This window comes from Paenibacillus sp. V4I7, assembly GCF_030817275.1.
GTDB lineage: Bacteria > Bacillota > Bacilli > Paenibacillales > NBRC-103111 > Paenibacillus_E.
The window spans coordinates 1965266-1989734 of sequence record NZ_JAUSZD010000002.1; the positions used below are offsets into that span (position 1 = coordinate 1965266).

General features: G+C 44.5%; 27 protein-coding genes, 1 pseudogene and 1 riboswitch. Of the genes and pseudogenes, 26 read left to right on the top strand and 2 right to left on the bottom strand.

Going from position 1 to position 24469, the window contains the following annotated elements:
- Positions 1-10 precede the first annotated feature (10 nt).
- The 7 genes from QFZ80_RS10065 to QFZ80_RS10095 all read left to right on the top strand — a co-directional run bounded on the left by QFZ80_RS10065 (position 11) and on the right by QFZ80_RS10095 (position 6575).
- Entirely contained in the window at positions 11-394 is a 384-nt protein-coding gene (locus QFZ80_RS10065; RefSeq protein ID WP_307547012.1) for a cupredoxin domain-containing protein, read from the top strand.
- A 117-nt stretch (positions 395-511) separates the two neighbouring features.
- Entirely contained in the window at positions 512-1813 is a 1302-nt protein-coding gene (locus QFZ80_RS10070; protein ID WP_307558703.1) for a pyrimidine-nucleoside phosphorylase, read from the top strand.
- Between the two features lie 160 nt (positions 1814-1973).
- Entirely contained in the window at positions 1974-3149 is a 1176-nt protein-coding gene (locus QFZ80_RS10075) for a D-alanyl-D-alanine carboxypeptidase family protein (protein ID WP_307558705.1), read from the top strand.
- A 270-nt stretch (positions 3150-3419) separates the two neighbouring features.
- Complete coding sequence (spoIIAA, locus tag QFZ80_RS10080; protein ID WP_047674049.1) at positions 3420-3773, top strand: anti-sigma F factor antagonist; 354 nt, start codon at positions 3420-3422, stop codon at positions 3771-3773.
- Positions 3770-4216, top strand: a complete 447-nt coding sequence (spoIIAB, locus tag QFZ80_RS10085) for an anti-sigma F factor (RefSeq protein ID WP_029192951.1) — start codon at positions 3770-3772, stop codon at positions 4214-4216. The genes spoIIAA and spoIIAB overlap by 4 nt, the downstream gene beginning before the upstream one ends.
- Positions 4217-4227: 11 nt before the next feature.
- Complete coding sequence (gene sigF, locus QFZ80_RS10090; RefSeq protein WP_029192952.1) at positions 4228-4983, top strand: RNA polymerase sporulation sigma factor SigF; 756 nt, start codon at positions 4228-4230, stop codon at positions 4981-4983.
- 161 nt (positions 4984-5144) lie between these two features.
- Positions 5145-6575 (top strand): SulP family inorganic anion transporter, encoded by a 1431-nt coding sequence (locus QFZ80_RS10095; protein ID WP_307564078.1) that lies wholly within the window; start codon positions 5145-5147, stop codon positions 6573-6575.
- 81 nt (positions 6576-6656) lie between these two features.
- On the opposite strand, the gene QFZ80_RS10100 is transcribed toward QFZ80_RS10095, so the two are convergent.
- The gene (locus tag QFZ80_RS10100; protein WP_261301166.1) at positions 6657-6866 is read right to left on the bottom strand and encodes a DUF378 domain-containing protein; all 210 of its coding nucleotides are present in this window, start codon (positions 6864-6866) and stop codon (positions 6657-6659) included.
- 178 nt (positions 6867-7044) lie between these two features.
- On the opposite strand from QFZ80_RS10100, the gene QFZ80_RS10105 reads away from it, so the two are divergent.
- The 14 genes from QFZ80_RS10105 (at position 7045) to ytfJ (ending at position 19759) form a co-directional block, all read left to right on the top strand.
- Complete coding sequence (locus tag QFZ80_RS10105) at positions 7045-7677, top strand: stage V sporulation protein AA (RefSeq protein ID WP_307547009.1); 633 nt, start codon at positions 7045-7047, stop codon at positions 7675-7677.
- Positions 7674-8096, top strand: a complete 423-nt coding sequence (locus QFZ80_RS10110; RefSeq protein ID WP_373460046.1) for a stage V sporulation protein AB — start codon at positions 7674-7676, stop codon at positions 8094-8096. The genes QFZ80_RS10105 and QFZ80_RS10110 overlap by 4 nt, the downstream gene beginning before the upstream one ends.
- The gene (locus tag QFZ80_RS10115) at positions 8081-9745 is read left to right on the top strand and encodes a spore germination protein (RefSeq protein WP_307558707.1); all 1665 of its coding nucleotides are present in this window, start codon (positions 8081-8083) and stop codon (positions 9743-9745) included. The genes QFZ80_RS10110 and QFZ80_RS10115 overlap by 16 nt, the downstream gene beginning before the upstream one ends.
- Positions 9746-9905: 160 nt before the next feature.
- A complete protein-coding gene (gene lysA / locus QFZ80_RS10120; protein WP_307558708.1) occupies positions 9906-11237 on the top strand; it encodes a diaminopimelate decarboxylase in 1332 nt (443 codons plus the stop codon).
- Positions 11238-11468: 231 nt separating this feature from the next.
- On the top strand, positions 11469-11900 hold the full coding sequence (locus tag QFZ80_RS10125) for a peptidylprolyl isomerase (protein WP_047674065.1): 432 nt from the start codon (positions 11469-11471) through the stop codon (positions 11898-11900).
- Between the two features lie 201 nt (positions 11901-12101).
- Positions 12102-12284, top strand: a riboswitch (FMN riboswitch).
- A gap of 233 nt (positions 12285-12517) precedes the next feature.
- Complete coding sequence (gene ribD, locus QFZ80_RS10130) at positions 12518-13627, top strand: bifunctional diaminohydroxyphosphoribosylaminopyrimidine deaminase/5-amino-6-(5-phosphoribosylamino)uracil reductase RibD (protein WP_307558710.1); 1110 nt, start codon at positions 12518-12520, stop codon at positions 13625-13627.
- A gap of 16 nt (positions 13628-13643) precedes the next feature.
- Positions 13644-14315 (top strand): riboflavin synthase, encoded by a 672-nt coding sequence (gene ribE, locus QFZ80_RS10135; protein ID WP_307558712.1) that lies wholly within the window; start codon positions 13644-13646, stop codon positions 14313-14315.
- A gap of 90 nt (positions 14316-14405) precedes the next feature.
- Complete coding sequence (locus tag QFZ80_RS10140) at positions 14406-15632, top strand: bifunctional 3,4-dihydroxy-2-butanone-4-phosphate synthase/GTP cyclohydrolase II (RefSeq protein ID WP_307558714.1); 1227 nt, start codon at positions 14406-14408, stop codon at positions 15630-15632.
- 50 nt (positions 15633-15682) lie between these two features.
- Entirely contained in the window at positions 15683-16153 is a 471-nt protein-coding gene (gene ribH / locus QFZ80_RS10145; RefSeq protein WP_307558716.1) for a 6,7-dimethyl-8-ribityllumazine synthase, read from the top strand.
- A complete protein-coding gene (locus QFZ80_RS10150) occupies positions 16153-16794 on the top strand; it encodes a site-2 protease family protein (protein WP_307558718.1) in 642 nt (213 codons plus the stop codon). Before ribH ends, QFZ80_RS10150 begins: the two co-directional genes overlap by 1 nt.
- A gap of 16 nt (positions 16795-16810) precedes the next feature.
- Entirely contained in the window at positions 16811-17602 is a 792-nt protein-coding gene (locus QFZ80_RS10155) for a segregation and condensation protein A (protein ID WP_307546994.1), read from the top strand.
- Complete coding sequence (gene scpB / locus QFZ80_RS10160; RefSeq protein WP_307555582.1) at positions 17586-18188, top strand: SMC-Scp complex subunit ScpB; 603 nt, start codon at positions 17586-17588, stop codon at positions 18186-18188. The genes QFZ80_RS10155 and scpB overlap by 17 nt, the downstream gene beginning before the upstream one ends.
- A gap of 254 nt (positions 18189-18442) precedes the next feature.
- Positions 18443-19144: a DUF2953 domain-containing protein gene (locus QFZ80_RS10165; protein ID WP_307558720.1), complete on the top strand. Its 702-nt coding sequence runs from the start codon at positions 18443-18445 to the stop codon at positions 19142-19144.
- 117 nt (positions 19145-19261) lie between these two features.
- Positions 19262-19759: a GerW family sporulation protein gene (ytfJ, locus tag QFZ80_RS10170; RefSeq protein ID WP_307546990.1), complete on the top strand. Its 498-nt coding sequence runs from the start codon at positions 19262-19264 to the stop codon at positions 19757-19759.
- 58 nt (positions 19760-19817) lie between these two features.
- On the opposite strand, the pseudogene QFZ80_RS10175 reads toward ytfJ, so the two are convergent.
- Positions 19818-20256: pseudogene (locus QFZ80_RS10175) on the bottom strand (hypothetical protein); the annotation flags it as partial.
- A gap of 320 nt (positions 20257-20576) precedes the next feature.
- Between QFZ80_RS10175 and QFZ80_RS10180 the strand changes: the two are divergent.
- The 5 genes from QFZ80_RS10180 to QFZ80_RS10200 all read left to right on the top strand — a co-directional run bounded on the left by QFZ80_RS10180 (position 20577) and on the right by QFZ80_RS10200 (position 24441).
- Complete coding sequence (locus QFZ80_RS10180) at positions 20577-21770, top strand: D-alanyl-D-alanine carboxypeptidase family protein (protein WP_307546988.1); 1194 nt, start codon at positions 20577-20579, stop codon at positions 21768-21770.
- Positions 21771-21831: 61 nt separating this feature from the next.
- Complete coding sequence (locus QFZ80_RS10185) at positions 21832-22431, top strand: nucleoside recognition domain-containing protein (RefSeq protein ID WP_307546986.1); 600 nt, start codon at positions 21832-21834, stop codon at positions 22429-22431.
- A 6-nt stretch (positions 22432-22437) separates the two neighbouring features.
- Complete coding sequence (locus tag QFZ80_RS10190; protein WP_307546984.1) at positions 22438-22971, top strand: spore maturation protein; 534 nt, start codon at positions 22438-22440, stop codon at positions 22969-22971.
- 106 nt (positions 22972-23077) lie between these two features.
- Positions 23078-23824, top strand: coding sequence for a pseudouridine synthase (locus QFZ80_RS10195; protein WP_307546982.1), 747 nt, complete (start codon positions 23078-23080; stop codon positions 23822-23824).
- Positions 23825-23907: 83 nt separating this feature from the next.
- Complete coding sequence (locus QFZ80_RS10200) at positions 23908-24441, top strand: redoxin domain-containing protein (RefSeq protein ID WP_307546980.1); 534 nt, start codon at positions 23908-23910, stop codon at positions 24439-24441.
- Positions 24442-24469 lie beyond the last annotated feature (28 nt).

The window sequence follows — 24469 nt, forward strand, 5'->3', positions numbered from 1 at the left end:
GGGGATATGCATGCAAAAGTGGATTTTCTTTGTGTTATTTATACTTGCGGGCGCATTGGGGCTGGGAGTCCTCTTTCAAGATATTTCTGACCGCCAAGTGGCTAAGGAAGCTGAGGCTGCCGCTGGCAAAAGTCAACAGCTTAAAATTGTAGCTTCTAACTGGCAGTTCGATGCAGCAGATTATACGATTAAAAGTGGAGAGCCTACGAAAGTTTCCTTGTCATTAAAAGAAGGCGTTCATTCGATTGAAATTCAAGGGTTGGATATCAAGCTTGATAAAGAAAACCCGTCGAAACAAGTAACTTTTGACAAACCAGGTACATATGAAATTATTTGTACGCTTCCTTGTGGTGAAGGCCATGCAACAATGAAATCCAAATTAGTTGTTTCTTAACCAATAATGGTAGTATCAGAGGGGGCTCTAGCAGCTCCCTTTTTTCGATTTTGAAGTTATGCTTACGATACAAGTTTTCTAACGGAAACTCTTAGGTAATCTTAAGGAGGAATGCACATGAGAATGGTTGATTTAATCCATAAGAAACGTTCTGGTGAAGTGCTTAGTGAGCAAGAAATTACGTATATTGTTAGCGGATATACACGCGGTGATATTCCGGATTATCAAATGTCAGCTTTACTGATGGCTATTTTCTTCAATGGGATGATAAGTGAAGAGATCTCTGCACTGACGTTAGCCATGGCAGGATCAGGAGAAATGATCGATTTATCGGAGATTGCTGGGATTAAAGTGGATAAACACTCAACAGGCGGGGTTGGGGACAAAATAAGCCTAATCGTTGGACCTATTGTAGCTTCCCTTGGAATCCCTGTTGCCAAAATGTCTGGCAGAGGATTAGGACATACGGGGGGTACGGTAGATAAGCTGGAGTCGATTCCAGGCTTTCAGATTGAATTGACGAAAGAAGATTTTATTCATGCGGTGAATACGAATAAAATTGCCATCGTTGGTCAGAGTGGTAACCTAGCTCCTGCTGACAAAAAGATGTATGCACTTCGCGACGTAACAGCAACGGTAGATTCGATTCCCTTAATCGCGAGTTCAATTATGAGCAAGAAGATTGCTTCCGGAGCAGATGCCATTGTGCTGGACGTGAAAATCGGTTCAGGCGCTTTCATGAAAACAGTGGACGATGCAAGAGCCCTTGCTCGTACGATGGTCGATATCGGAACGCAATTGAAGCGAAATACCATTGCCATGATTACGGACATGGAGCAGCCGCTCGGACGTGAAATCGGAAACGCAAATGAGATTCGTGAATCCATTGAAGTGCTCCGCGGAACCGGCGATAAGGAGTTAACTAAGGTAGCGATCTCCGTTGCTGCCTACATGTCGCTGCTGGGGAAAGTGTTTGAGAGCTTCGAGGAGGCTCAGGTGGCTGTCCGCGATATTGTCATGAATGGAAGGGCGTTAGAGACATTCAAACGCTTCATAGCCAGCCAGGGCGGCGATCCGAATGTGGTAGACCAACCAGAGCTCCTTCCGACGGCCGCTTATCATTTCGAAGTGCTAGCTGAGAAAGATGGCTTTATCAATCAGATCAATGCGGAACAAATTGGTATTGCTGCGATGCTGCTTGGTGCTGGTCGTGCCAAGAAGGAAGATCAGATTGATTATGCAGTAGGTCTTACTTTGAATAAGAAAATCGGTGACGAGGTACAGGTTGGCGAATCCATTTGTACCATTCATGCGAATCAACAGGATGTGAAGGCAGTCGAGACCATGATTCAAGGAGCCTATCGCATCGAGAACAGCAAGCCTGCTCCCGTTCAATTAATTTATGATGTCATTGTTTAATAGCAAATGTTTGCTCAAGCACTTTCCACATGGAAAGTGCCTTTTTTATTTTCTTCCTGTTGGAATATTTTGTGCGGAAATCGTCAAGACTGATTAGCAGTCATTCAAGCTGCAAGTGTCAGACTTTCACTTCATACATCACAGGAGGGGTACAATTGCTATGCGAAAAAAAGGGCTAATAAGTTTTATCTGTTTACAGCTATGTTTGATGCTGCTCATACCGGCCGCGTTTGCGGAAGAGAAGAAAGCACCTTCGGTTGATTTGACACCGAATGCACAGTCCGCAGTGTTAATGGATGCAGACACGGGCACGGTCATTGCCGAAAAGAATAAGGATGCAAAGCTGCCTCCAGCCAGCATTACGAAAATCATGACGATGCTGCTCATTATGGAAGCTATCGACAAAGGCAACATTAAAATGGATGAGAAGGTCAAGGTCAGTGAGTATGCGGCTTCCATGGGTGGATCGCAAATTTTTCTTGAGCCTGGCGAAGAGATGACAGTTGAGGAAATGCTGAAGGGGATTGCCATGGCTTCCGGTAACGATGCATCTGTAGCAATGGCCGAGAAAATCGCTGGCTCGGAAGAGAATTTTGTACAAATGATGAATGAACGTGCACAGCAGTTAGGTATGAATAACACCCATTTCTCTAACTGCAACGGACTGCCTGTAGCCAATCATTATACAACAGCGAATGATATTGCCGTCATGTCGAGAGAATTGCTCAAGCATGAGGGGATAACTAAATTTACAGGAGCCTATCAAGACTATCTACGAAAAGAAACGGCATCTCCGTTCTGGCTCGTGAATACGAACAAGTTAGTGCGCTTCTACAGCGGTGCGGATGGTCTAAAAACAGGATACACAAGTGAAGCGAAATTTTGCTTATCTGCAACGGCAAAACGTGAAAATTTACGCGTTGTTGCTGTGGTACTTGGTGAACCGAATACAAAAACTCGAAATGCTGAAGTAACGAAGCTGTTTGATTACGCTTTTGCGCAATATACGAACTATCCTTTGTTTAAGTCAGGCGACAGTCTTGGAAATTTTACGATTAATAAAGGCCAGGTTTCGACAGTGCCGTTAGTCGCGAAGCAAAATTATAGTATTTTAATGAAAAAGGGCACCGTGACTGGGGAGATTCGACATGAACTGAAACTCGATCCAAACATAAAAGCACCGATTTCAATGGGGCAACCTATCGGAAGAATTGTTGTTTACAATGGCGATAGTTTGCTTGCTGAATACCCACTCGAGTCTCCTATTGCCGTAGATAAAGCGTCCTGGTGGAAGCTATTAAAGCGAACCACATCGCATTTGTTCCATACGGATTAATGGTGAGAATTCGCGAATAAGCGCAGTTTTCTTCTAGTTTTAGCAGTTTTCTTCTAGTTTTGTCGGGGTGCAGGAGATTCCATCTCAGCTGTAGAAACTTAAGTTTCATGACTTAATATAGGGACCTTTGAGTGTAACTCAAAGTCTCTCCGCTTTAGGGAACTTTGAGTGTAACTCATAGTTCGCTAAAGGGATCATTGAGCTTTGCTCAAGATCCACGGTAGGGACCTAAGTAAGCTCAAAGTCTCTCAGCTGAGAGGAGTGAACATGTTGAGCCTGCAAATTGAATTCGAGCAAGGCCGAAGAGCGCTGATTGTTAGATTGAAAGGCGAGTTGGATCATCACACAGCCGATGTAGTGAAGGCGAGGATGGAGGAAGCGATTGCCAAAGAGCATACGCGCCATCTAATCCTTAGCCTGAAGGATCTTTCCTTCATGGACAGCTCGGGTCTTGGCGTCATTCTTGGCCGCTATAAGCAGATTACGAGTAAAGGCGGCAAAATGGTCGTTTGTGACGTTGCTCCTGCAGTCTATCGCTTGTTCGAGCTTTCTGGAATGTTCAAGATTGTATCTATACAGGACAACGAACGCAATGCAATGTCCAGTTTGGAGGTTGCATTATGAGTGAACATAACTTTATGACACTTGAGTTTGCCAGTCGCTCGGAGAATGAAGCTTTTGCTCGTGTAGCCGTTGCTGCTTTCGTCTCTCAATTGGATCCTACGCTGAATGAATTGACTGATATTAAGACGGTTGTTTCTGAAGCAGTAACGAATTCGATTATTCATGGCTATAACAATAGAACGGATGGCGTTATCATCATTTCGACGCAAATTGACGACGACGTGGTTCGGATTACGATCGAAGACAAGGGTTCAGGTATTGCGGATTTAGAACAGGCGAAACAGCCGCTATATACATCCAAACCAGAGTTGGAACGCTCTGGCATGGGTTTCACGATTATGGAAAATTTCATGGACGAAGTAGAAGTTGTGACGGCCGTCGGAATCGGAACCAAAATAAACATGTTGAAGCGAATTGAATCTAAAAAAGCTTTATACAATTAGGGGTTTGATCTATGGATGTCGATCTGAAACATGCTTCTCATAGTTATTTAGACGATTCGGAAGTCAAACGGTTAATCGCCCTCAGCCAATCCGGAGATGGACTCGCCAGAGAAACACTTGTCAGCTGCAATATCCGCTTGGTTTGGTCTGTGGTTCAACGTTTTTTGAACCGAGGATACGAAGCCGAAGACTTGTTCCAGATCGGTTGTATCGGACTGCTGAAGTCCGTAGACAAATTCGATCTATCTTATGATGTTAAGTTTTCAACCTATGCAGTACCGATGATTATCGGTGAAATTCAACGTTTCCTTCGCGATGACGGAACACTCAAAGTAAGCCGTTCCCTCAAAGAGTTGGCGAATAAGATTCGCAAGACGAAGGACGAACTTTCGAAGCGGCTTGGCAGATTGCCTACGATCAAAGAGGTCGCAGAGGAGCTTATGATAACGGCAGAGGAAGTTGTTTTCGCGCAAGAGGCGAATAAACCTCTCTCTTCCATCCATGAGACCGTCTTTGAGAACGACGGTGACCCCATTACGCTAATGGATCAAATCTCGGATGAGTCCGGCGAGAAGTGGTTCGAGAAGCTTGCTCTTAATGAAGCCATTGGAACGCTTTCGGAGCGAGAAAGACTCATTGTTTATCTCCGCTATTTTCGGGATCAAACGCAATCCGAGGTCGCAAGTAGGTTAGGAATTTCCCAAGTGCAGGTGTCACGATTGGAAAAGAAAATTTTGCAATCGATTAAAGATCAGATTGCTCAATAACAATTATTTGAGATAAATAACCGTTCCTCCTAGGAGGAACGGTTATTTATCTATGTAGAGACTTAGGCTCGATTTGTGTATAATAAAAACTGCAAATAACGGCCCCGACTTTTCTGAGAGTGAAAAGTCAAAAAAATTAACTTAGGAGTGTGTACTTTTTGATTTATAGTAAATGGAAGGATTCATGGTTTTTTAATATTCGTAAGGATGTTTTGTCCGGTATAACGGTGGCCTTAGCTTTAATTCCCGAAGCTATCGCGTTCTCCATTCTAGCAGGTGTAGACCCTATGGTTGGCTTGTATGCTTCTTTCATTATTGCCATAGTGATATCATTCACAGGTGGTCGGATGGGAATGATTTCAGCGGCTACAGGTGCGATGGCCTCTCTAATGGGACCTTTAGTTGCAAAATATGGGATTGAATATTTGTTTGCGGCCAGCATTTTGACAGGTGTTATTCAATATGTGATGGGTGTTTTGAAATTTGGCAAATTTATTACGTTTATTCCGAACTCTGTCATTGTTGGGTTTGTTAATGCACTCGCCATTATTATTTTCATGGCTCAACTTACTAATTTCAACGGGGCAAGCTGGCAGATGTATGCCATGGTTGTAGGTACTTTGGCTATTATTTATTTGCTTCCTTTGATTACGAAAGCCATACCTTCTGCGTTGGTTGCCATTATCGTGATGACGATTCTATCTATGAACTTCCACCTAGATTTGCGAACAGTTGGTGATATGGGTGAAATTACACAAACCTTGCCGTTCTTCCATATTCCTGACTTAACGCTATCTCTTCAAGCAATTGGATATATATTTCCTATTTCCTTGGCATTAGCTGTTGTAGGTATGACCGAATCCTTGATGACAGCTACGATTGTAGATGAGATGACCGAAACGAAAAGTGATAAAAATAAAGAGGTGAGAGGGCAGGGCATAGCCAATATGGTGTCTGGCTTTTTCGGTGGGATGGCAGGGTGTGCCATGATTGGTCAAACCGTCATAAACGTGAAATCGGGTGGTCGATCCCGACTATCTACCTTTGTTTCGGGGGTTTTCCTGCTGTTCTTAATCATGGTATTAGGCAATGTAGTCAAGCAAATTCCGATGGCTGCGCTAGTTGGTGTAATGTTCATGGTATCTGTAGGGACATTCGATTGGCAGTCGCTTAAAACCTTAGTTAAAATTCCGCGGAGTGACGCGCTAGTCATGATCATTACAGTAGCCATCGTTGTAGCAACTTCCAATTTAGCGATTGGCGTTTTATCAGGCGTTACATTAAGTGCGGTGATATTTGGCTGGAGATCGGCCAAAATTAAGGCGCATATTTCCAATGACAAGAATGGCTCAATCATATATCGCATTTCCGGCCAGCTGTTTTTTGGAACAATGGCACATTTTATTGATTTATTTGATTATAGAAACGACCCAGATACGATTACGATTGATTTTAGCTCGTCACATGTTTGGGATCATTCCGCTGTGACGGCTATTACCAAAACCATTTCGAGATATGAGCAATTGGGTAAAAAAGTCATCTGTATAGGTTTAAACGAGGAAAGTAAATTAATGGTTGAACAAGTCAGATAAGTCCGCACCGCATCAAAAAGAGCCGCTGGTTACCCTAATTCTACACGGGGTAGTTTGCGGCTTTTTCGTTCACGAACATGTTTATCGGGCAGAGTGCCTGTCGTCTGAATAAAATCTCACGCAGTAAATTCCGCATAAGCCCACAATCGTATAAACGATGCGGCTAAGACCGGAAGATTCACGATGAGAATCTCCTCCCAATAAAGCAGAAACTAAATCCCACTCGAAAAGCCCAACCAAGAGCCAATTCAGCGCACCAATAATGACTAGTGTTAACGCGAATTTTGCCATGTTATCACCTTCTTTATATGGAATAAGTTATCGTTATTCAATCTTACTATGCCATATCGGAGATCACTTTATTCCTGGAGAATTTACCATCTTATCAGGTGTTTATGGGAAGGAAAGATTTTGCATACTACTCCTATACATGGATGATTCACCGTAAAGCTTTGAGGGGAGTGAGACCATGGTCCAGGAAGGAAAACCATATCTATACATCCGCCTTCGTCGAAAAGCTAGTGTTCGCAAAGGGAATGTTGTGTGTTTACGTCATATCGCTCAGATTTTCGTGGAGCCTGAATATGAGCAAGCTCTGAACGAATTGATCATTCATCAACCGCAACAAGAGGATGGCAATCGCGTTCTCATTGACATGATGCTGATCGTTCGTAAAGTGAAAGATCTTTATCCACAGCTGCAAATTGAGCATTTCGGAGAACCACATGTGCTTCTCGAGATTATTTCCGATCCTAGAAAGCCTAGTCCCATACTTATCGGTTTGGTTTGGTTGCTTTTGTTCATCGGTTCAGGACTGGCCATCATGAATTTTCATGCGGATGTTTCCATGTTGGAAGTTCACCAACGCATTTATGAATTAATGACAGGGAAAAAGGTGGATCATCCACTCATTTTACAAATCCCTTATTCACTAGGGATTGGTGTTGGAATGGTCATTTTTTTCAACCATCTGTTCAAGAAGAAATTCAATGAAGAACCAAGCCCGCTGGAAGTGGAAATGTTCATGTACCAGGAAAACATAAACCATTATGTGATAACAGAAGAATATATCAAAATTCATGAGGAAGGAGACCGTGCGTGATTACCCAATTTGGGGAAGCCCTCTTGGCGGCTTTTATCGGGTTAGCTGGTGGAATCGCTGTTGGCAGCGGCATGGTCGCTTTTCTCGTGGTGTTGGATATTATTCCAAGACTTGCCCAGATCACACGTTCGTTCTCAAAAATACATGCTTATGAAGCGGCTGTTGTGATGGGTTCACTCTTATTTACATGGGTTGATTTCAGCGATGTTAAAATGCATCTCTTTCCGATGGGAACAGCAGTGGTAGGTATATTTGCCGGTTGTTTTGTTGGCATGCTAGCAGCTGCGCTAACGGAAATCATCAACGTGCTGCCCATCCTCGCCAAGCGTGTTGGCATGGGATCCTATATGATTTTGCTTCTAATGGCGATGATATTCGGTAAAGTATTTGGATCCTTGTTTGAATGGTTGTTTTATTAACGTGTGTTGAAGGAGGCGCGCAAGTGAAGTTTATTGTGAAACAGGGAAATGAGAGCGATAAGAATGACTCTAACGAATCGAAGGAATCACAGGAACAGTCGGAGAAACTGGCGATAGATGAGGAAGGGAATTTATCAGCTTACAATCCAATAACCGACATGACATCTGAGGAGAAGGCACTCAAAATTCAGGAAGATATCCCCCGAAGCATTCGAGAAGTTCAAAGAGTGCTGGAGGAACGCGTAGGACTCAATCGAAGCTTCGATCTCGTACTCAGAGAAATGGTGTTTGGAGCCAAGCGTGTAGGCATCTTCTATTGCAATGGATTTGCCAAAGATACGGTGTTAACCGATATCATTACACGTCTAACTTATGCGGACGAAGAAACAGTCTCACATCATACACTGGAAGCTTTCATTGAGAAACTAATTCCGCACATCCAAGTGAAGTCCTACAAGAAAATGTCTGAAATCGTAGGACAAGTGTTGATGGGCGGGACGGCATTTTTCATTGAAGGAGAGACAGCAGCGATTGCGATCGATGTCAAAAGCTATCCCGTTCGATCGATCGCTGAACCTGACTTGGAGCGGGTTGTCCGAGGTTCACGAGACGGCTTCGTTGAAACCCTTTTATTGAATGTAACATTGGTCAGACGAAGAATTCGTGATGAGAGATTTAAGCTGGAAATTATGCAAATCGGCAAGCGAACCAAGACGGATGTCTGTATAGGCTATATCAATGATATTGCTGACGCGGACTTAGTCCAAGCCGTGAAAGATAAAATAAATAATGTTGAAATCGACGGCCTTCCTCTTGCTGAAAAACAGCTGGAAGAAGCGATTGTTAATAAGGGTTGGAACCCATATCCGATGGTTCGGTATTCGGAACGGCCGGATGTTGTCTCCGCTCATTTACTTGAAGGTCATGTATGTGTTTTTGTGGACACATCACCGAGCGTCATGATCCTGCCGACAACGTTTTTCCATCATGTGCAGCATGCTGAGGAATATCGGCAAACGCCATTTATCGGCACTTACTTAAGGTGGGTGCGCTTTGTTGGCATTATGGCTTCGATTTTCTTGCTCCCACTTTGGTTTATGATGGTTATGGATCCTTCCTTAAAGCCGGCGGGACTAGAATTCCTCGGTCCGCAGAAGGAAGGAACTCTGCCACTATTAGTTCAGTTCTTACTAGCGGATATAGGGATTGATCTCATGCGAATGGCTGCTGTGCATACACCTACACCGCTTGCAACCGCAATGGGTTTGGTGGCAGCCATTCTGGTTGGAGATATCGCGGTAAAGACAGGGCTCTTTATCAATGAGGTTATCCTGTATTTGGCGCTCGCCTCTATTGGGATGTTCGCGACACCAAGCTATGAGTTGGGTCTAGCTAATCGTATTGTAAGGCTTGCTCTCTTAATCATCGTGGCGATCTTCCAGGTACCCGGTTTTGTCGTTGGTTCAACGTTATGGTTAATTCTGTTAGCCACAAGGAAATCCTTTAATGCTCCCTATATGTGGCCCTTTATTCCATTTAACGCCAAAGGCTTCTTTGCCATCCTGGTTCGTCGTCCGGTATTAGCTGGCAAAACGCGGCTAAGTATTACAAAGCCGATCGACGGCACGCGTCAACCAAAATCCGAATAACAGAAAAAAGGGCAGGGAATTCTCCTGTCCTTTTTGATTTTATGTCCTAGCGTGTATTGTCAAAAGCGCATGCCATATGGTACTTTTAATAGTAATGTACATTAACCTCTTTGGCGGCATATAGCAAGAAGATGGTTCAGGGAGAGGGGAAAATAAAGCTATGTATTTACATGGTACTAGTAAAATAAACGACCAAGGCCACCTCGAAATCGGCGGTGTCGATGCAACGAAATTGGTTGCAGAATACGGCACTCCTTTATATGTATTTGACGAAGCGCTAGTACGTGGACGCTGCCGTGAATTCGTAGAAGCTTTCAAAGCGTCGGGTCTGAAATTCCAAGTGGCTTATGCCAGCAAAGCATTCTGCGTAATGGCGATGTGCCGAATTGTAGATGAAGAGGGAATGTCACTTGACGTTGTTTCCGATGGTGAGCTTTATACAGCGCTGCAAGCAGGTTTCCCAGCGGATCGAATTCATTTCCATGGCAATAACAAAACAATCGCTGAATTGGAAATGGCAATTGATGCCGAAATCGGCTGTTTCGTCGTAGATAACTTTATCGAACTTCAAATGTTGAATGCGATTGCCGAAGAGAAACGCCAAGAGGTGAAGATCTTACTGCGTATTACGCCGGGCGTTGAGGCACATACGCATGAATATATTTCTACAGGCCAGACGGATTCCAAATTCGGTTTCGACATGGGCAATGGCTCGGCATTCCTGGCGGTTCAAGAAGCTTCGCAATTAAGCAACGTGGAGTTATTGGGCGTTCATTCCCATATTGGCTCCCAAATTTTTGAAGTAGAGGGCTTCCGCATGGCAGCTGAGAAAGTGGCTGGCTTTGCGGTTCAAGTTCGTAAAGAAATCGGTGTGACGTTCAAGGTCATTAACCTTGGCGGCGGTTTCGGAATTCGTTATGTGAGCGAAGATAGCCCGCTTCCGGTTGCTGTTTATGTTAAAGCTATAACAGACGCGATTAAAGAGAATTTCGGCAGCAATGATTTTCCAATGCCTGAAATTTGGGTTGAACCAGGCCGCAGCATCGTTGGTGACGCGGGAACAACACTGTACACTGTTGGTACAACAAAGGATATTCCAGGGGTGCGTAAATATGTAGCTGTAGATGGCGGCATGACGGATAACCCGCGTCCTGCTTTGTATGAGGCTGTGTATGAGGCGATGTTGGCTAACCGTGCTACAGAGCAACCGACAGAGGTTGTATCTATTGCAGGGAAATGCTGTGAGAGCGGCGATATGCTGATCTGGGATCTGAACCTGCCAAAAGTTAGTTCAGGAGACGTTCTAGCAGTATCTTGCACAGGTGCATACAATTATGCAATGGCAAGCAATTATAACCGTATCCGCCGTCCTGGTGTTGTCTTCGTGAAAGATGGTCAAAGTGATCTCGTCGTAAAACGCGAAACGTTCGATAACATCGTTGGTAATGACCTCATTCCTGCAAGAATGAAACAAATGAGCGAGACCGTTTAGGTTGTTTTATATAAAAAGAAGGAAACCTCAAGCTTATACGGGGTTTCCTTCTTTGTGTTTTCTCCATCTCGAGATGGACTGCTCGTCCACTTTAAGCAGCGCAGGAAGCACATTTTCGCAGTCAAACAGGACATGGTCGGGGTAGAATGATGTTAGAAATATAGCGCAGTTTGTGAAATGGAAGTTTTCATAGTAGAATAAGATATTATTTCCTAAAGGAGTGGACCACAAATGGCCAAACAAGCAAAAATTAAACTAGCAGGTGGCGGCGAAGTTGTCATCGATCTTTTCGAAAACGATGCACCGAATACCGTTGCTAACTTTGAAAAATTAGCAAACTCCGGTTTCTACAACGGACTTGTTTTTCATCGTGTTATTCCAGGATTCGTAGCACAAGGTGGTTGTCCTACAGGAACAGGAACTGGTGGCCCTGGTTACCAAATCAACTGTGAAATCAACCCGAACAAACATGAGCGCGGCTCCTTGGCTATGGCTCATGCAGGCAGAAATACAGGTGGAAGCCAGTTCTATATTGCTTACCAACCGCAACCGCATTTGGATGGACAGCATACCGTATTTGGTAAAGTATCCAAAGGCATGGAATTAGTCGATGCTTTCAAAGGCAAAGATTTGATGGAGAAAGTTGAAGTTGTAGAAGTATAATTTGTCATAATCGAAAAGACGCCCGTTGATTAATTTCAATGGGTTCTTTTTTAATTTAATTCCGAGTGAATTCATAGAAAAAGTAAGAAATTAATGTGAAAAGGAAAAAAGCACTTGCTTTTTGTAAGTGTGAGTGATAAATTTTTCATTACCAAAGTAATTTTTAGCTAGTTCTTAGTTGTAAGTTACTTTTATATGTATGCAAACCTTCGGGGCGTGGTGAAATTCCACACCGGCGGTGATTCGATAACATGTACCCGTTACATGATTTCGATAAGTCCGTGACCCGTTTTGAAGCTAGCGGTACCTAAAACATAGCTTCGCTACGGCTGATCCGGTGCAATTCCGGAACCGACAGTATAGTCTGGATGGGAGAAGGAAAACGCGAACATTTGATTCGCTATGCATACTTGTACATTTTTTCACGTAAACAAAAATTCGGCAGGTCTGTCTTTTGAAGCAGATACGTCGTTGTTGTTTGATTTGATCAAAAATGCAGCAAGTATGGATGGATGAAGCTTCTTCGTGTTATCTAGAAAATCTCTGGCCCCTATCCGATACACGGAGGGGCCTTTTTGCATTCAAAATTTGGATGGACCTGAAAGGCGGTGAACTTTGTGCATGTACTGAATGACGAAGCTTACATGAGACTAGCTTTGCAAATGGCTGAAAGTGCTCTTGGTCAGACGGGAATTAATCCTGTGGTAGGGTGTGTTCTTGTTAAAAATGGGCGCATCGTTGGTATGGGAGCGCACTTAAAGCGCGGACATGGCCATGCCGAGGTTCTCGCCTTGCAAATGGCAGGCGAGGAAGCAAAGGGAAGCACGGCTTATGTGACATTAGAGCCATGCAGTCACTTTGGCAAAACGCCGCCCTGCAGCGACCGACTCATTGAGGCCGGCGTGTTACGGGTTGTCGTCGCTGGAACTGATCCGAACCCGCAGGTTGGTGGGACAGGCATCGCTAAACTGCGTGAGCATGGTCTCGACGTAACCGTTGGGCTGCTTGCAGAGGAGGCCGCGGCAATGAACGAGGCCTTCAACAAATACATCGTCACCCGTAAGCCTTATGTGACGATGAAGACTGCGAGCACGCTCGACGGCCGCATTGCCTCGAAGACCGGCGACAGCAAATGGATCACGTCGCCAGCGTCTCGTGCCTTCGTTCATACCCTGCGCCATCGGCATCAGGGTATCATGGTCGGCGCCAGCACCATCATCGCCGACGACCCGCTGCTGAGCGCGCGCGGCGACGTACCGGCTGTGCAGCCGGTACGGATCGTCGCGGACTCGCTCTTGCGAGTCCCGCTGGGCGCCCGGGTGCTCACGGAGCAGGATCGTCAGCCGACGATCCTGCTCGCGAGCTCGCAGGCGCCCGCAGAGCGTCGTGCCGCGCTGGAAGCGCGCGGCATCACGGTCCTCACCTGCGGGGACGGCCCGCAGGTGGACCTGACGCTCGCCATGCGGAAGCTCGGCGAGCGCGAGATCGGCTCCATCCTTCTAGAGGGTGGAGGGAAGCTCAACGGCGCTATGCTGGAGCAGCGCCTGATCGACAAGCTGGTGCTGATGTTTGCGCCGAAAATCATCGGCGGAGGCTCTGCAGCACCTGTAAACATCAACTTCGATGGAATCGCGAAGATGGATGATGCGATTACGCTCGACCGACTCAAGGTCGAGCAGTTTGGACCGGATATTTGCATAACTGGCTATCCGAATTATAAGAGCTAACGAATGGAGGACTTGCATGTTTACCGGAATTATTGAAGAAATCGGCCACATGCGCCGCATTCATAGTCAAGGGCAAGCCATGGTGTTGACCATTGCTGCCAAGAAAGTGCTTGAAGATGTCCACCTGGGTGACAGTATATCTGTAAATGGCGTCTGTTTGACAGTCATTTCCTTTGATAACGACTCATTTTCAGTGGATGTTATGCCAGAAACATACCGTAAGACGAATCTTCGCAAACTACAAACTGGCACCCGCGTGAATTTGGAGCGAGCGATGGCAGCGAATGGCCGGTTCGGGGGGCACATTGTTCAAGGGCATGTGGATGCAACCGCAACGATCCTTTCACGAATACCCGAGGAAAATGCGGTCGTTTACCGGTTCGAACCGGAGAATAAACACATTTTCCGATATATCATTACTGGGGGTTCCATCACAATTGACGGCATAAGCCTTACCGTTGTTGATGTTAATGATCGTGAAGTGGCGGTTTCCATCATCCCGCATACCCTTGCTCAAACGGTCCTACATGATAAAAAGGCTGGGGATACGGTCAACATAGAATGTGACGTGCTAGGCAAATATATGGAGCGTCTACTAAAGTTCGGTCCATCTGAAACTTCGGATGGAAGCGGGAAAAAACAAAGTACGCTTACTGCGAGCTTTCTTGCCGATAACGGCTTTATGTAGAAACAACGAAGTCAGCTTTGCTAAAGCAAAACTCAGGCTTATGCTTACGAAGATAGTTTTGCTAAAGCAAAACTCTTAGGAGAGGTGAATATGACAAAAATAATCTTCAACACCATAGAAGAAGCGCTAAACGATCTCAAACTCGGTAAAGTCATTATTGCTGTGGACGATGAAGATCGTGAGAATGAGGGCGATTTTATCGCACTTGCCGATAAAACAACGCCAGAGGTCATTAATTTCATGATCAAAGAAGGACGTGGACTTGTTTGTGCACCAATAACGGAAGAACGTGCACAAGAACTTGAACTGCCTCCCATGGTCGCACGGAATACGGATTATCACGGAACAGCGTTTACTGTTTCTGTTGATCATATGGATACTAGTACAGGGATATCTGCGCATGAGCGATCTAGAACGATTATGGGCTTGATTGATCCGACAGCAAAACCTCAGGATTTCCGAAGACCAGGTCACATTTTCCCTTTAATTGCCAAAAAGGGCGGCGTGCTCCGCAGAACTGGGCATACAGAAGCGGCAGTTGATTTGGCTATCATGTGTGAATCTTATCCAGCAGCGGTCATTTGTGAAGTCATCAAGGAAGACGGGACGATGGCGCGTGTACCGGATCTAATGGAAATTGCAGCGAAACATGATCTGTGTATTATCACGATACAGGACTTAATCCAATATCGAAATCAGCAGGAGAAATTGGTTCAACGTGAGGTTGAAATTAAGCTTCCAACCGATTTCGGTATATTCAAGGCTATTGCTTATACGAACCTGCTTGATAACAAAGAGCACGTGGCCCTTGTCAAAGGGACAATTGACTCTTCGAAACCAACGTTGGTACGCGTGCATTCCGAGTGCTTGACTGGGGATGTCTTCCATTCTCATCGCTGCGACTGCGGTCCACAATTGGATGCTGCATTAAAACAGATTGATGAAGAGGGCAATGGTGTATTATTATATATGCGACAGGAAGGTCGGGGAATCGGTTTAATCAACAAATTGAAGGCTTATGCCTTGCAAGAGCAGGGATTAGACACCGTAGAAGCGAATATTAAGCTAGGCTTTGCTCCAGATCTTCGGGATTATGGGATTGGGGCGCAAATTTTGAAAGATCTTGGCATCACGCAGCTTCGACTATTAACGAATAATCCACGCAAAATTAAAGGTTTGGAAGGTTACGGCCTAGAAGTGGTTGAGCGGGTTCCGATTCAAATGGATAGTAAGGCTGATAATCTCAATTATTTACAAACGAAGAAAAACAAGCTAGGCCATATGCTGAGTTTCCATGACTCTGGCAGCGGCATATAAACTAATCTAATCCAAATAACTTGTTCAAATAAGAAAGGGAGAATCTCACTATGGCTAACATTTTTGAAGGGCATTTAATTTCGCAAAACTTGAAATATGGTATCGTTGTAGGTCGTTTTAATGAATTTATTACATCCAAATTGTTGGGTGGCGCACAGGACGCTCTGAAACGTCATGGCGTAAATGAAGATGAAGTAGATATCGCTTGGGTACCAGGCGCATTTGAACTTCCGCTAATTGCTCAAAAAATGGCTGAAAGCGGAAAGTACGATGCTGTTATTACACTAGGTGCGGTAATTCGAGGATCAACTCCGCATTTTGATTATGTGTGCAGCGAAGTAGCGAAGGGTGTAGCTGCTATTAATCTGAAAACAGGCGTTCCTACAATTTTCGGTGTTTTAACAACAGATTCCATTGAGCAAGCGGTAGAACGTGCGGGTACCAAAGCTGGAAATAAAGGTTGGGAAGCTGCTGTAACAGCGATTGAAATGGCGAATTTGACGAAGCAATTCACTTCGTAATGCTTTCTTATTATCATCTGGAAACACTGCTGCCTAGGTTGCTCGCTTTTCTGATCGCAATGACGCTGCACGACGCAGCTCATGCGGGGGCGGCTTGGCTGCTCGGAGATCGTACAGCCCGAGAAAGCAAACGGTTATCGCTAAACCCCTTGGCACATTTAGATGCCTTGGGGCTAGCTATGATCATCTTCGGCCCCTATGGCTGGTCGAAGAAATTACCAGTAGATGAATCACGTTTTAAGAAAAGACCCAGGCTATCCCACACACTTGTTTATTTAGCGGGTCCTTTTACGAATTTGCTGCTCGTTTTGTTCTTCTGGTGGCTCTATTTCTTTCTTCCGGCTATGGTAGGAGGAGGGACTGAGTCCATAACCGTTGAACAGTGGCGAGTCTATTTGCAGTACTGCGTCATCGTCAATTTAATGATTTGTCTTATACATATGCTGCCTCTTTATCCGCTCGACGGATGGTATGTTTTGAAAGGACTTGTTCCTTCCCAGAAGCAAGGATGGTTTACACGTAATCAACGCTATGCACTTATTCTAGTTATTGTTTTACTGATTACACCGGTTGGACAATGGGCGCTCGGACATATTTATCCGTTTGCCGCGCAGTTTGTTATGAATCTATTTTCAATATGACAAGGGGGAGAACAAAATGAAAGTAACCTATAAGTTAGAAGCATTTGAAGGCCCCCTTGATCTATTGCTTCATCTTATCGATAAAAATGAACTTGACATTTATAATATTCCGATCAAAGAAATTACAGACCAGTACTTGGGTTATGTTCAAGCAATGCATGAATTGGAGCTGGATATTACGAGTGAATTTCTTGTGATGGCAGCAACACTTCTCTCTATCAAGAGCAAAATGCTATTACCTAAGCCGCCTGTTATTGAATTTGATGAATATTTTGATGATATGGACGACTCTCTAGATCCTCGCGCAGAGCTTGTTGCGAAGCTGATTGAATACCGGAAGTATAAATCGATTGCCGATATGCTTAGGGATAAAGAAGTAGAACGCAGTCTGGTGTATACACGTGAACCTGAGGATTTAACGCCATACCTGCCTGATATCCAGGAGAATCCTGTTGAGGGGCTTGATGTCGCTGACCTCTTATTTGCCTTTCAACGGACTTTACGGAAGCTGGCTAACCGCAATGTCGTTACAAGAATTCGAAGAGATGAAATATCCGTCAAAGACCGCATTAGAGAGGTTGTCGACTTACTAAAAGTTAAAGGTGGCAAGCTGCTTTTCTCGAAGCTATTCGATTACGAAATGACACGTGAAGAAATCGTTGTGACTTTCTTAGCGATACTCGAATTAATGAAAATGAAAAAAGTTATTTGTTATCAGTACAAGCTATTTGAAGACATCGTCATCCAAGCGAAAGAGGAGGTTTCTGACATTGACACTCAATTTTCCACAGATGAAATCAATTATTGAAGGACTGCTCTTTGCCTCTGGCGACGAAGGCTTGGATGCCAAGCAATTAGCTGAAGTCATGGAGCTTGATCTTTATTTGATTCGTGATCTGCTCAAAGATATGAGAACGGAGTTCAAACGAAAGGGGCGTGGCGTTCAGATTGTGGAAGTAGCTGGGGCCTATCAGTTAACAACCTTAGCTGAGCATGCGCCCTATTTTGAACGACTAGCTTATTCACCTTCACGATCATCCCTATCACAAGCCGCGTTAGAGACTTTATCCATCGTTGCTTATAAACAACCAATTACAAGAGTCGAAATTGAGGAGATCCGCGGCGTGAAATGTGATCGGGCCTTAGCAACCTTAACCGGCAAAGACTTGATAACGGAAGTCGGACGCGCCGACGCGGTTGGTAGACCGATATTGTACGGAACCTCCAAGCAATTTCTAGAATATTTCGGGCTTAGTTCGATTACGGAGCTCCCGGATTCGGCAAGCTTCCAAGGGAATTTTGATCTGGAAGAAGAGACGCGTCTATTATTTGACCGATTAGGCGGAGATCAGAAGCAGATTACTCTTGAAGATGTAAGTGATGAAACTGAATGAGTACCCGCCCACATGCATTTCATTTCCTTTTTAGGGTCATACTAACTCCACCTACGAGAAGACTTTTTCTTGCAGGTGGAGTTTTTTGCTAAACGGAGAGACTTTGAGCTACGCTCAAAGATCCCAATGCGGAGAGACTTTGAGCTATGCTCAAAGATCCCAATGCGGAGAGACTTTGAGCTATGCTCAAAGATCCCAATGCGGAGAGACTTTGAGCTATGCTCAAAGATCCCTATATTAGGAGGGATTCTAAGTTGTTGTGGCTGGGGATTGTTATTCTTTTTATCATTTTTGTGATCATCGTTTTATTATTCAGTTTCATTCATGGCGAATTCAACTTCTCCAGAGTGAAAGACAACGATACGTTATCAGTGGAAATGCGAGCGTTATTCGGGCTTATACGATATCGTTATGTCATTCCAATCATACAATTCAAAGGCCTTACCAAGGGGATTTTGATTAAATCGGAAATCATAACCAAATCCAGTTCCAAACTTAAAGATGAAAGCAAGGGTCAAATCACGAAAGAAAAAATACTCTACGCTTACAATCAAGCAAAGGAAGCAATTGTATATACATTAAATCTTTATGATTGGATGAAGCAAACATTAGCGAAAGTCGAGTGTACCGATTTGAAATGGATAACTCGCATAGGCGTAGGTGATGCACCTGAAACAGCGATAACAACAGGGGCTATTTGGGGAATCAAGTCCTCACTGCTTGGCTTTTCCATTCGCTATGTGAACTTAACGGCGAAACCGCACATCGATGTTATTCCGCAATATAATGAGAAGCAATTTTCTACCGATTTTCGTTTTGCAGGACGGATCCGCGTATGGTTTGTAGTAGTTGCAGGAGTACGTTTGATTAGTAGAGCGGCTAAAGTAAAGGGTGGTATTCGTACATGGATTCAAATAGCTCTGAAGACAAGGGCAAGAGTTAAAACGGCTTCTTGAAGTGTACATAACGATATTCCACTCAGGGCACTCTACAAATGAACCATTTTTGCTTTTTGACGTTTGTGCTTCCGATGCCAGTTTATCTGGCTAAAAACTCTAAGGAGGATTACGATCATGTCCGAACACCCGATTCAAGGCCTCATGAAAGTCGCCATGGAAAATATTAAAGAAATGGTCGACGTTAACACGATTGTTGGTGATCCTGTTGAAACACCGGATGGTAGTGTCATTATGCCGATATCCAAAGTAGGTTTTGGTTTTGCCGCAGGCGGCAGCGAATTCGTGACAGATTCCGAAATTGAAATTGAAGGCGGCTCTGCAGGTAAAAGCGATGCGCTGAATGCAAAGGTTGCTCTTCCTTTCGGTGGTGGTAGCGGCGGCGGGGTATCCATTACACCTATTGCTTTCCTCGTCGTAGGCAAGAATGGCGTGAAGGTTGTTCCACTGGACAACCAAACACATATTCTAGAACGTCTCATTGACTCCGCTCCGCAAGTGGTGGACAAAATCCAAAGCATGATCAAAGGCTTAGGAGCTAAGACACCTGCCAGTACTGTCGGCGCGAACGGAACAAATGTAACCAATATCGAGAATCAAAATTTCATTGTGTAGTAGATTGGCCTTCGTCTGAGCTGTCCTTTGTGGGCAGCTTTTTTCATGTCGTAACCCCTTATAACAGATAACGGATGTAGATATAAACATGGGCTAATGCCAGAGACACAAGGGTTATAGGTGCATCCACCTTCATAAATTCCAAATAACTAGCCTTTACCTTCTTTGGCGTCGAGTCCGGCAACGATAACATTAGGCGAAGCGCCAATAATTGTACCATTTCCTCCTAAACAAGCCCCTAAAGCAAGCGACCACCATATGATATTGCTAAGCTCCGAATCAACGGCAAGTCCAGGCCCCCCTCAGCCATGTCTTTAATTAAGGGGATCATTGTAGCAACGAATGGTTGCTGATGCAAGACCAGAACCCCAGAGAATCAACAATGAAGCGATGGTCATGTCTCTTTCCGTCACATCCAGAGCTTTCATGGCTAGAGCTCTAATCAATCCTACCTTTTCGATATCGTGTTCCTTGAGACCGAAAAGCATGAGCAAAGTTATAATGAGCGTATAAAATTACTATAAAAAAAGTAAGGCAACCCAAGTTAGCATGTTTCCTCCTCGCAGTAAGCTTTAGCTTGACCGACATTTTTGGTGAAAAATAGTTCATTTACCAGAAGAACCAAAAAAACGCAAAAAGAAGCCTGCAGTGGCAGGCTCCTCCGGTGATCTCCATATGAAAGTATTTCTCATTATATGGACTGATTTCTGTTTTGTAAATAAGAAGACTTGGACATATCCCCATTCCATAAGCATATACTTGTACAAAGTTTTGTCTAGTCAAAAAGGTACAAGTTCTTTTGTTTAGGGGGAAAACGATGAAGATAAGAGTCAGGTTGATCCTAGTATGGAGTGCAATCATTAGTTTACTGTGGGCACCATTTGGACAAGTGGAGGCAGCACCGCCTGGCATCCATACGAATGCTGTGGGTGCTTCCCTTATTGATGTGGAGTCAGGCCGTATCCTTTATAGTGAAAAAGGGGACACGCCTATGCGAATAGCCAGCTTGACCAAAATTATGACCGCTATTATTGCGATTGAAGAAGGTAAATTGACGGATAAAGTCAAGGTTAGTAAAAATGCGTTTGGCAAAGAAGGTTCTTCCATTTATCTGAAGCTTGGCGAAGAAATGCGTCTACACGACATGCTGTATGGTCTGATGATGCGCTCCGGAAATGATGCAGCAACCGCGATCGCCGAGCATATAGGAGGAAGTGTAGAAGGCTTCGTCTATTTGATGAATGAGAAGGCGAAGATGCTCGGTATGGAGCATTCGCATTTCACGAATCCCTCGGGCCTCGATGAGGGAGAAGGTCATCGCTCCAGTCCGAACGATATGGCTAAGCTGACGGCTTATGCGCTCAAAAATTCCGTATTTCAAGACATTGTTTCCACGAAAATCAAGAAAGTGCCGAACCCGAATGAAGCTTGGGATTATTCATGGCTTAACAAGAATAAGATGCTGTCTCTCTTTGAAGGTGCTGACGGTGTGAAAACGGGGTATACGAAGCTTGCCAAGCGCTGTTTGGTCTCATCAGCCACCAGAGACGGCCAGCATCTCGCGGTTGTTACGCTCAATGATCCGGATGATTGGGGGGATCATGCTCGGTTGCTTCAATATGGTTTTAAATATTATCCGTTACAAACAATTGTCAAGAAGGGGGATGCCGTGGAGGGCACTCCTTGGGTCGTGGGGAGGACGTTCTCCTATCCATTAGCTGAAGGTGAAGCTGCGCAACTGACTCGGAAAGTAACACTAGTCGATCCTGCATCTATGGAATACCGGTTAGCAGAACGAGGGACGCTGCAGTTTTCACTCAACCAGAAGTCAATTCAAACAGTACCTATCTATGATTCAACAAGTCCGTTACTGCAAACCACCAGTCAATCCACATTCTCCTTTAAAGAAGGTAATGCGTATCAGGAAACATGGCTTTCACACTACGGATACATCTGCAGATTGCTAGTACAGAGCTTGTTTACAGTCTCGGAATCACAATGGGCGGATTAAAATAAACTTATGCTTACGATGCCAGTTTTGCTAAAGCAAAACTCTTAGGAGGCCATTCGATATGGTGAATTGGATTTGGCTGTTTTTTATTGTCGCTGGGTTCGGCGTGGCGGCATTTAATGGGAATGTGGAAACTGTCACACAAGCAGCTTTCGACGGTGCTAAGAGCGGAGTAACAGTCTGCTTTGGATTAATTAGTGTGCTGGTCTTTTGGATGGGAATGATGCGGATAGCTGAAGACGCTGGTATTCTTAGCAAACTTGCGAGATTATTGCAGCCGGCAGTTCGTTTCTTATTCCCTAGTGTTCCTAAGAATCATCCAGCCATCGGCTACATCATGTCCAACATGAGTGCCAATATCCTTGGTCTTGGGAACGCGGCTACACCAATGGGAATTAAGGCGATGCAAGAGCTGCAGAAGTTGAATCCCGATAAAGACACTGCTAGCACCGCTATGTGTACCCTTTTAGCCCTTAACACATCAAGCATTACACTTATTCCGACGACGTTAATTGCCATTCGTATGAATTACAATTCTTTAAATCCTGCGGAAATCGTTGGCACAACGCTAATTGCCACTGTCATTTCGACGGCCGCGGCTATTTTTGTGGATCGATGGTATCGAAGGTCGCGCTCACCCATCCCTCCTTTGAAAGGATGATTACGAATGTATGCCTTCGTTTCGCTGATTTCTGCATGGGCTATCCCAATCATGATCGTCTTCATTCCTTTATTCGCGGCGTATCGAAAGGTGCCCGTTTACGAATCGTTTGTTGACGGAGCTAAAGAAGGCTTTGATACAGCTATCAAAATCATCCCCCATCTCGTAGGTATGATGGTAGCCATATCTGTCTTCCGTGCCTCCGGTGCGATGGATTTAGTAATCGGCTGGATGCGACCATTCTTTGAAAGTATAGGGGTTCCAACCGAAGTACTGCCATTGGCCATTTTACGTCCGATTACTGGAGCGGGTTCGCTTGCTTTTACCACGGATCTTATCGAGCAGTTTGGCCCAGATTCTATGATTGGCCGCATTGCTTCGACGGTTCAAGGGAGTACGGATACGACTTTATATGTGATTACGGTTTATTTCGGTGCTATCGGCATACGGAAGGCTGGTTATGCGTTAAAAGTTGGGCTTATCTCTGACTTAGTCGGCTTTGTTGCATCCATCATTATCTGCTTTTTGGTATTTGCATAGAATGTCTATTCTATCGTGCCTACATGTCTTAGACGTTATCAAAATGCCTTCGCTCTTGAGATTTACATGGAACTCCGTTATCATTAGCTTGAGGTGAAAGCGGATCATGGAAAGACTGCAAAAAGTATTAGCCGAAGCGGGGATCGCATCCCGTCGGAAATGTGAAGAAATTATCACAGCGGGACGTGTTCAAGTGAACGGTGAAGTCGTCACCACGCTTGGCGTGAAAGTAAACACGGAAGAAGATGAAATTAGAGTTGATGGACGTGCGATTGGTCAACAAAAGAAGATCTATGTGATTTTGAATAAGCCCAAGGGTGTTATTACAAGTGCTACGGACCCAGAGGGACGTAAAGTAGTAACGGACTTCTTACCTGGGATTAGAGAACGCGTTTATCCGGTCGGACGATTGGATTATGATACGGAAGGGTTGCTCCTTCTGACGAACGACGGTGAATTTGCACATTTACTCACGCATCCCAAACATCACGTGCCCAAAACCTATCAAGCCACTGTCAAAGGGGTACCGCACGGAACGTTATTAGACAAGCTAAAAACGGGCATACAGTTAGAGGATGGCATGACGGCCCCGGCCGAAGTTGAATATGCGGATGTGAATATGGATAAGAATGAGTCCATCATTCAAATTACGATCTATGAGGGCAGGAATCGACAAGTTAGACGTATGTTTGAGGCAATCTCCTTTCCAGTGATCAAATTAAAACGAATTAAATTCGGTCCAATCTTTTTAACTGGCCTGCCAAGAGCCAAGTATCGTCACTTGACGCCAAAAGAGGTTGAGGAGCTTAGGAACGAGGCTCTCAAGACACATAACGTTCAAAAAGGCCAATAAGAATTGGCCTTCTTTTCGTTATAATATAAGGTATAAACCTATGTGAAAAAACTAACATTGTCAAAAAGCGAAGGTGATTATACGTGGGTCCAAATAAGAAATGGGTACAGATTGGGATTTTTGCGGTCGTGCTTATTATTGGCGTGTTTACCATTATTACGAATTTGTCAGCTTCTGACAACAAGAAGTACCCCCAGCAAGGAGATAAGGCGACGAATTTCTCCTTAGTCGGATTAGATGGTAAAACGCATGAATTATCGGATTATAAAGGAAAACCGGTTTTGATTAATTTTTGGGGAACCTTTTGTCCGCCGTGCAAAGAAGAAATGCCTGCTCTCCAAAGGCAATATGATAAATGGAGCAAAGAAGGCGTGGTTTTCTTAGAGGTTAACGTTGATAAGAATAAAGTAACGGTTCAAAGCTTCATGGATCAGTATAAGCTGAATATGCCTGTGCTACTGGATGCCAAAGAAGTCGTACGTAAGCAGTATGGCGTCATGGATTATCCGACAACCTACTTTATTGGAGCAGACGGCAAAGTGAGTGTCAAAAAAATCGGTCAGATGACAGAGTCTTTTATCGATGAATCGATCGCTAAGTTGGTTGACAAATCTTAAAATGAACGAATGCTTAAAGTTTTCAGGA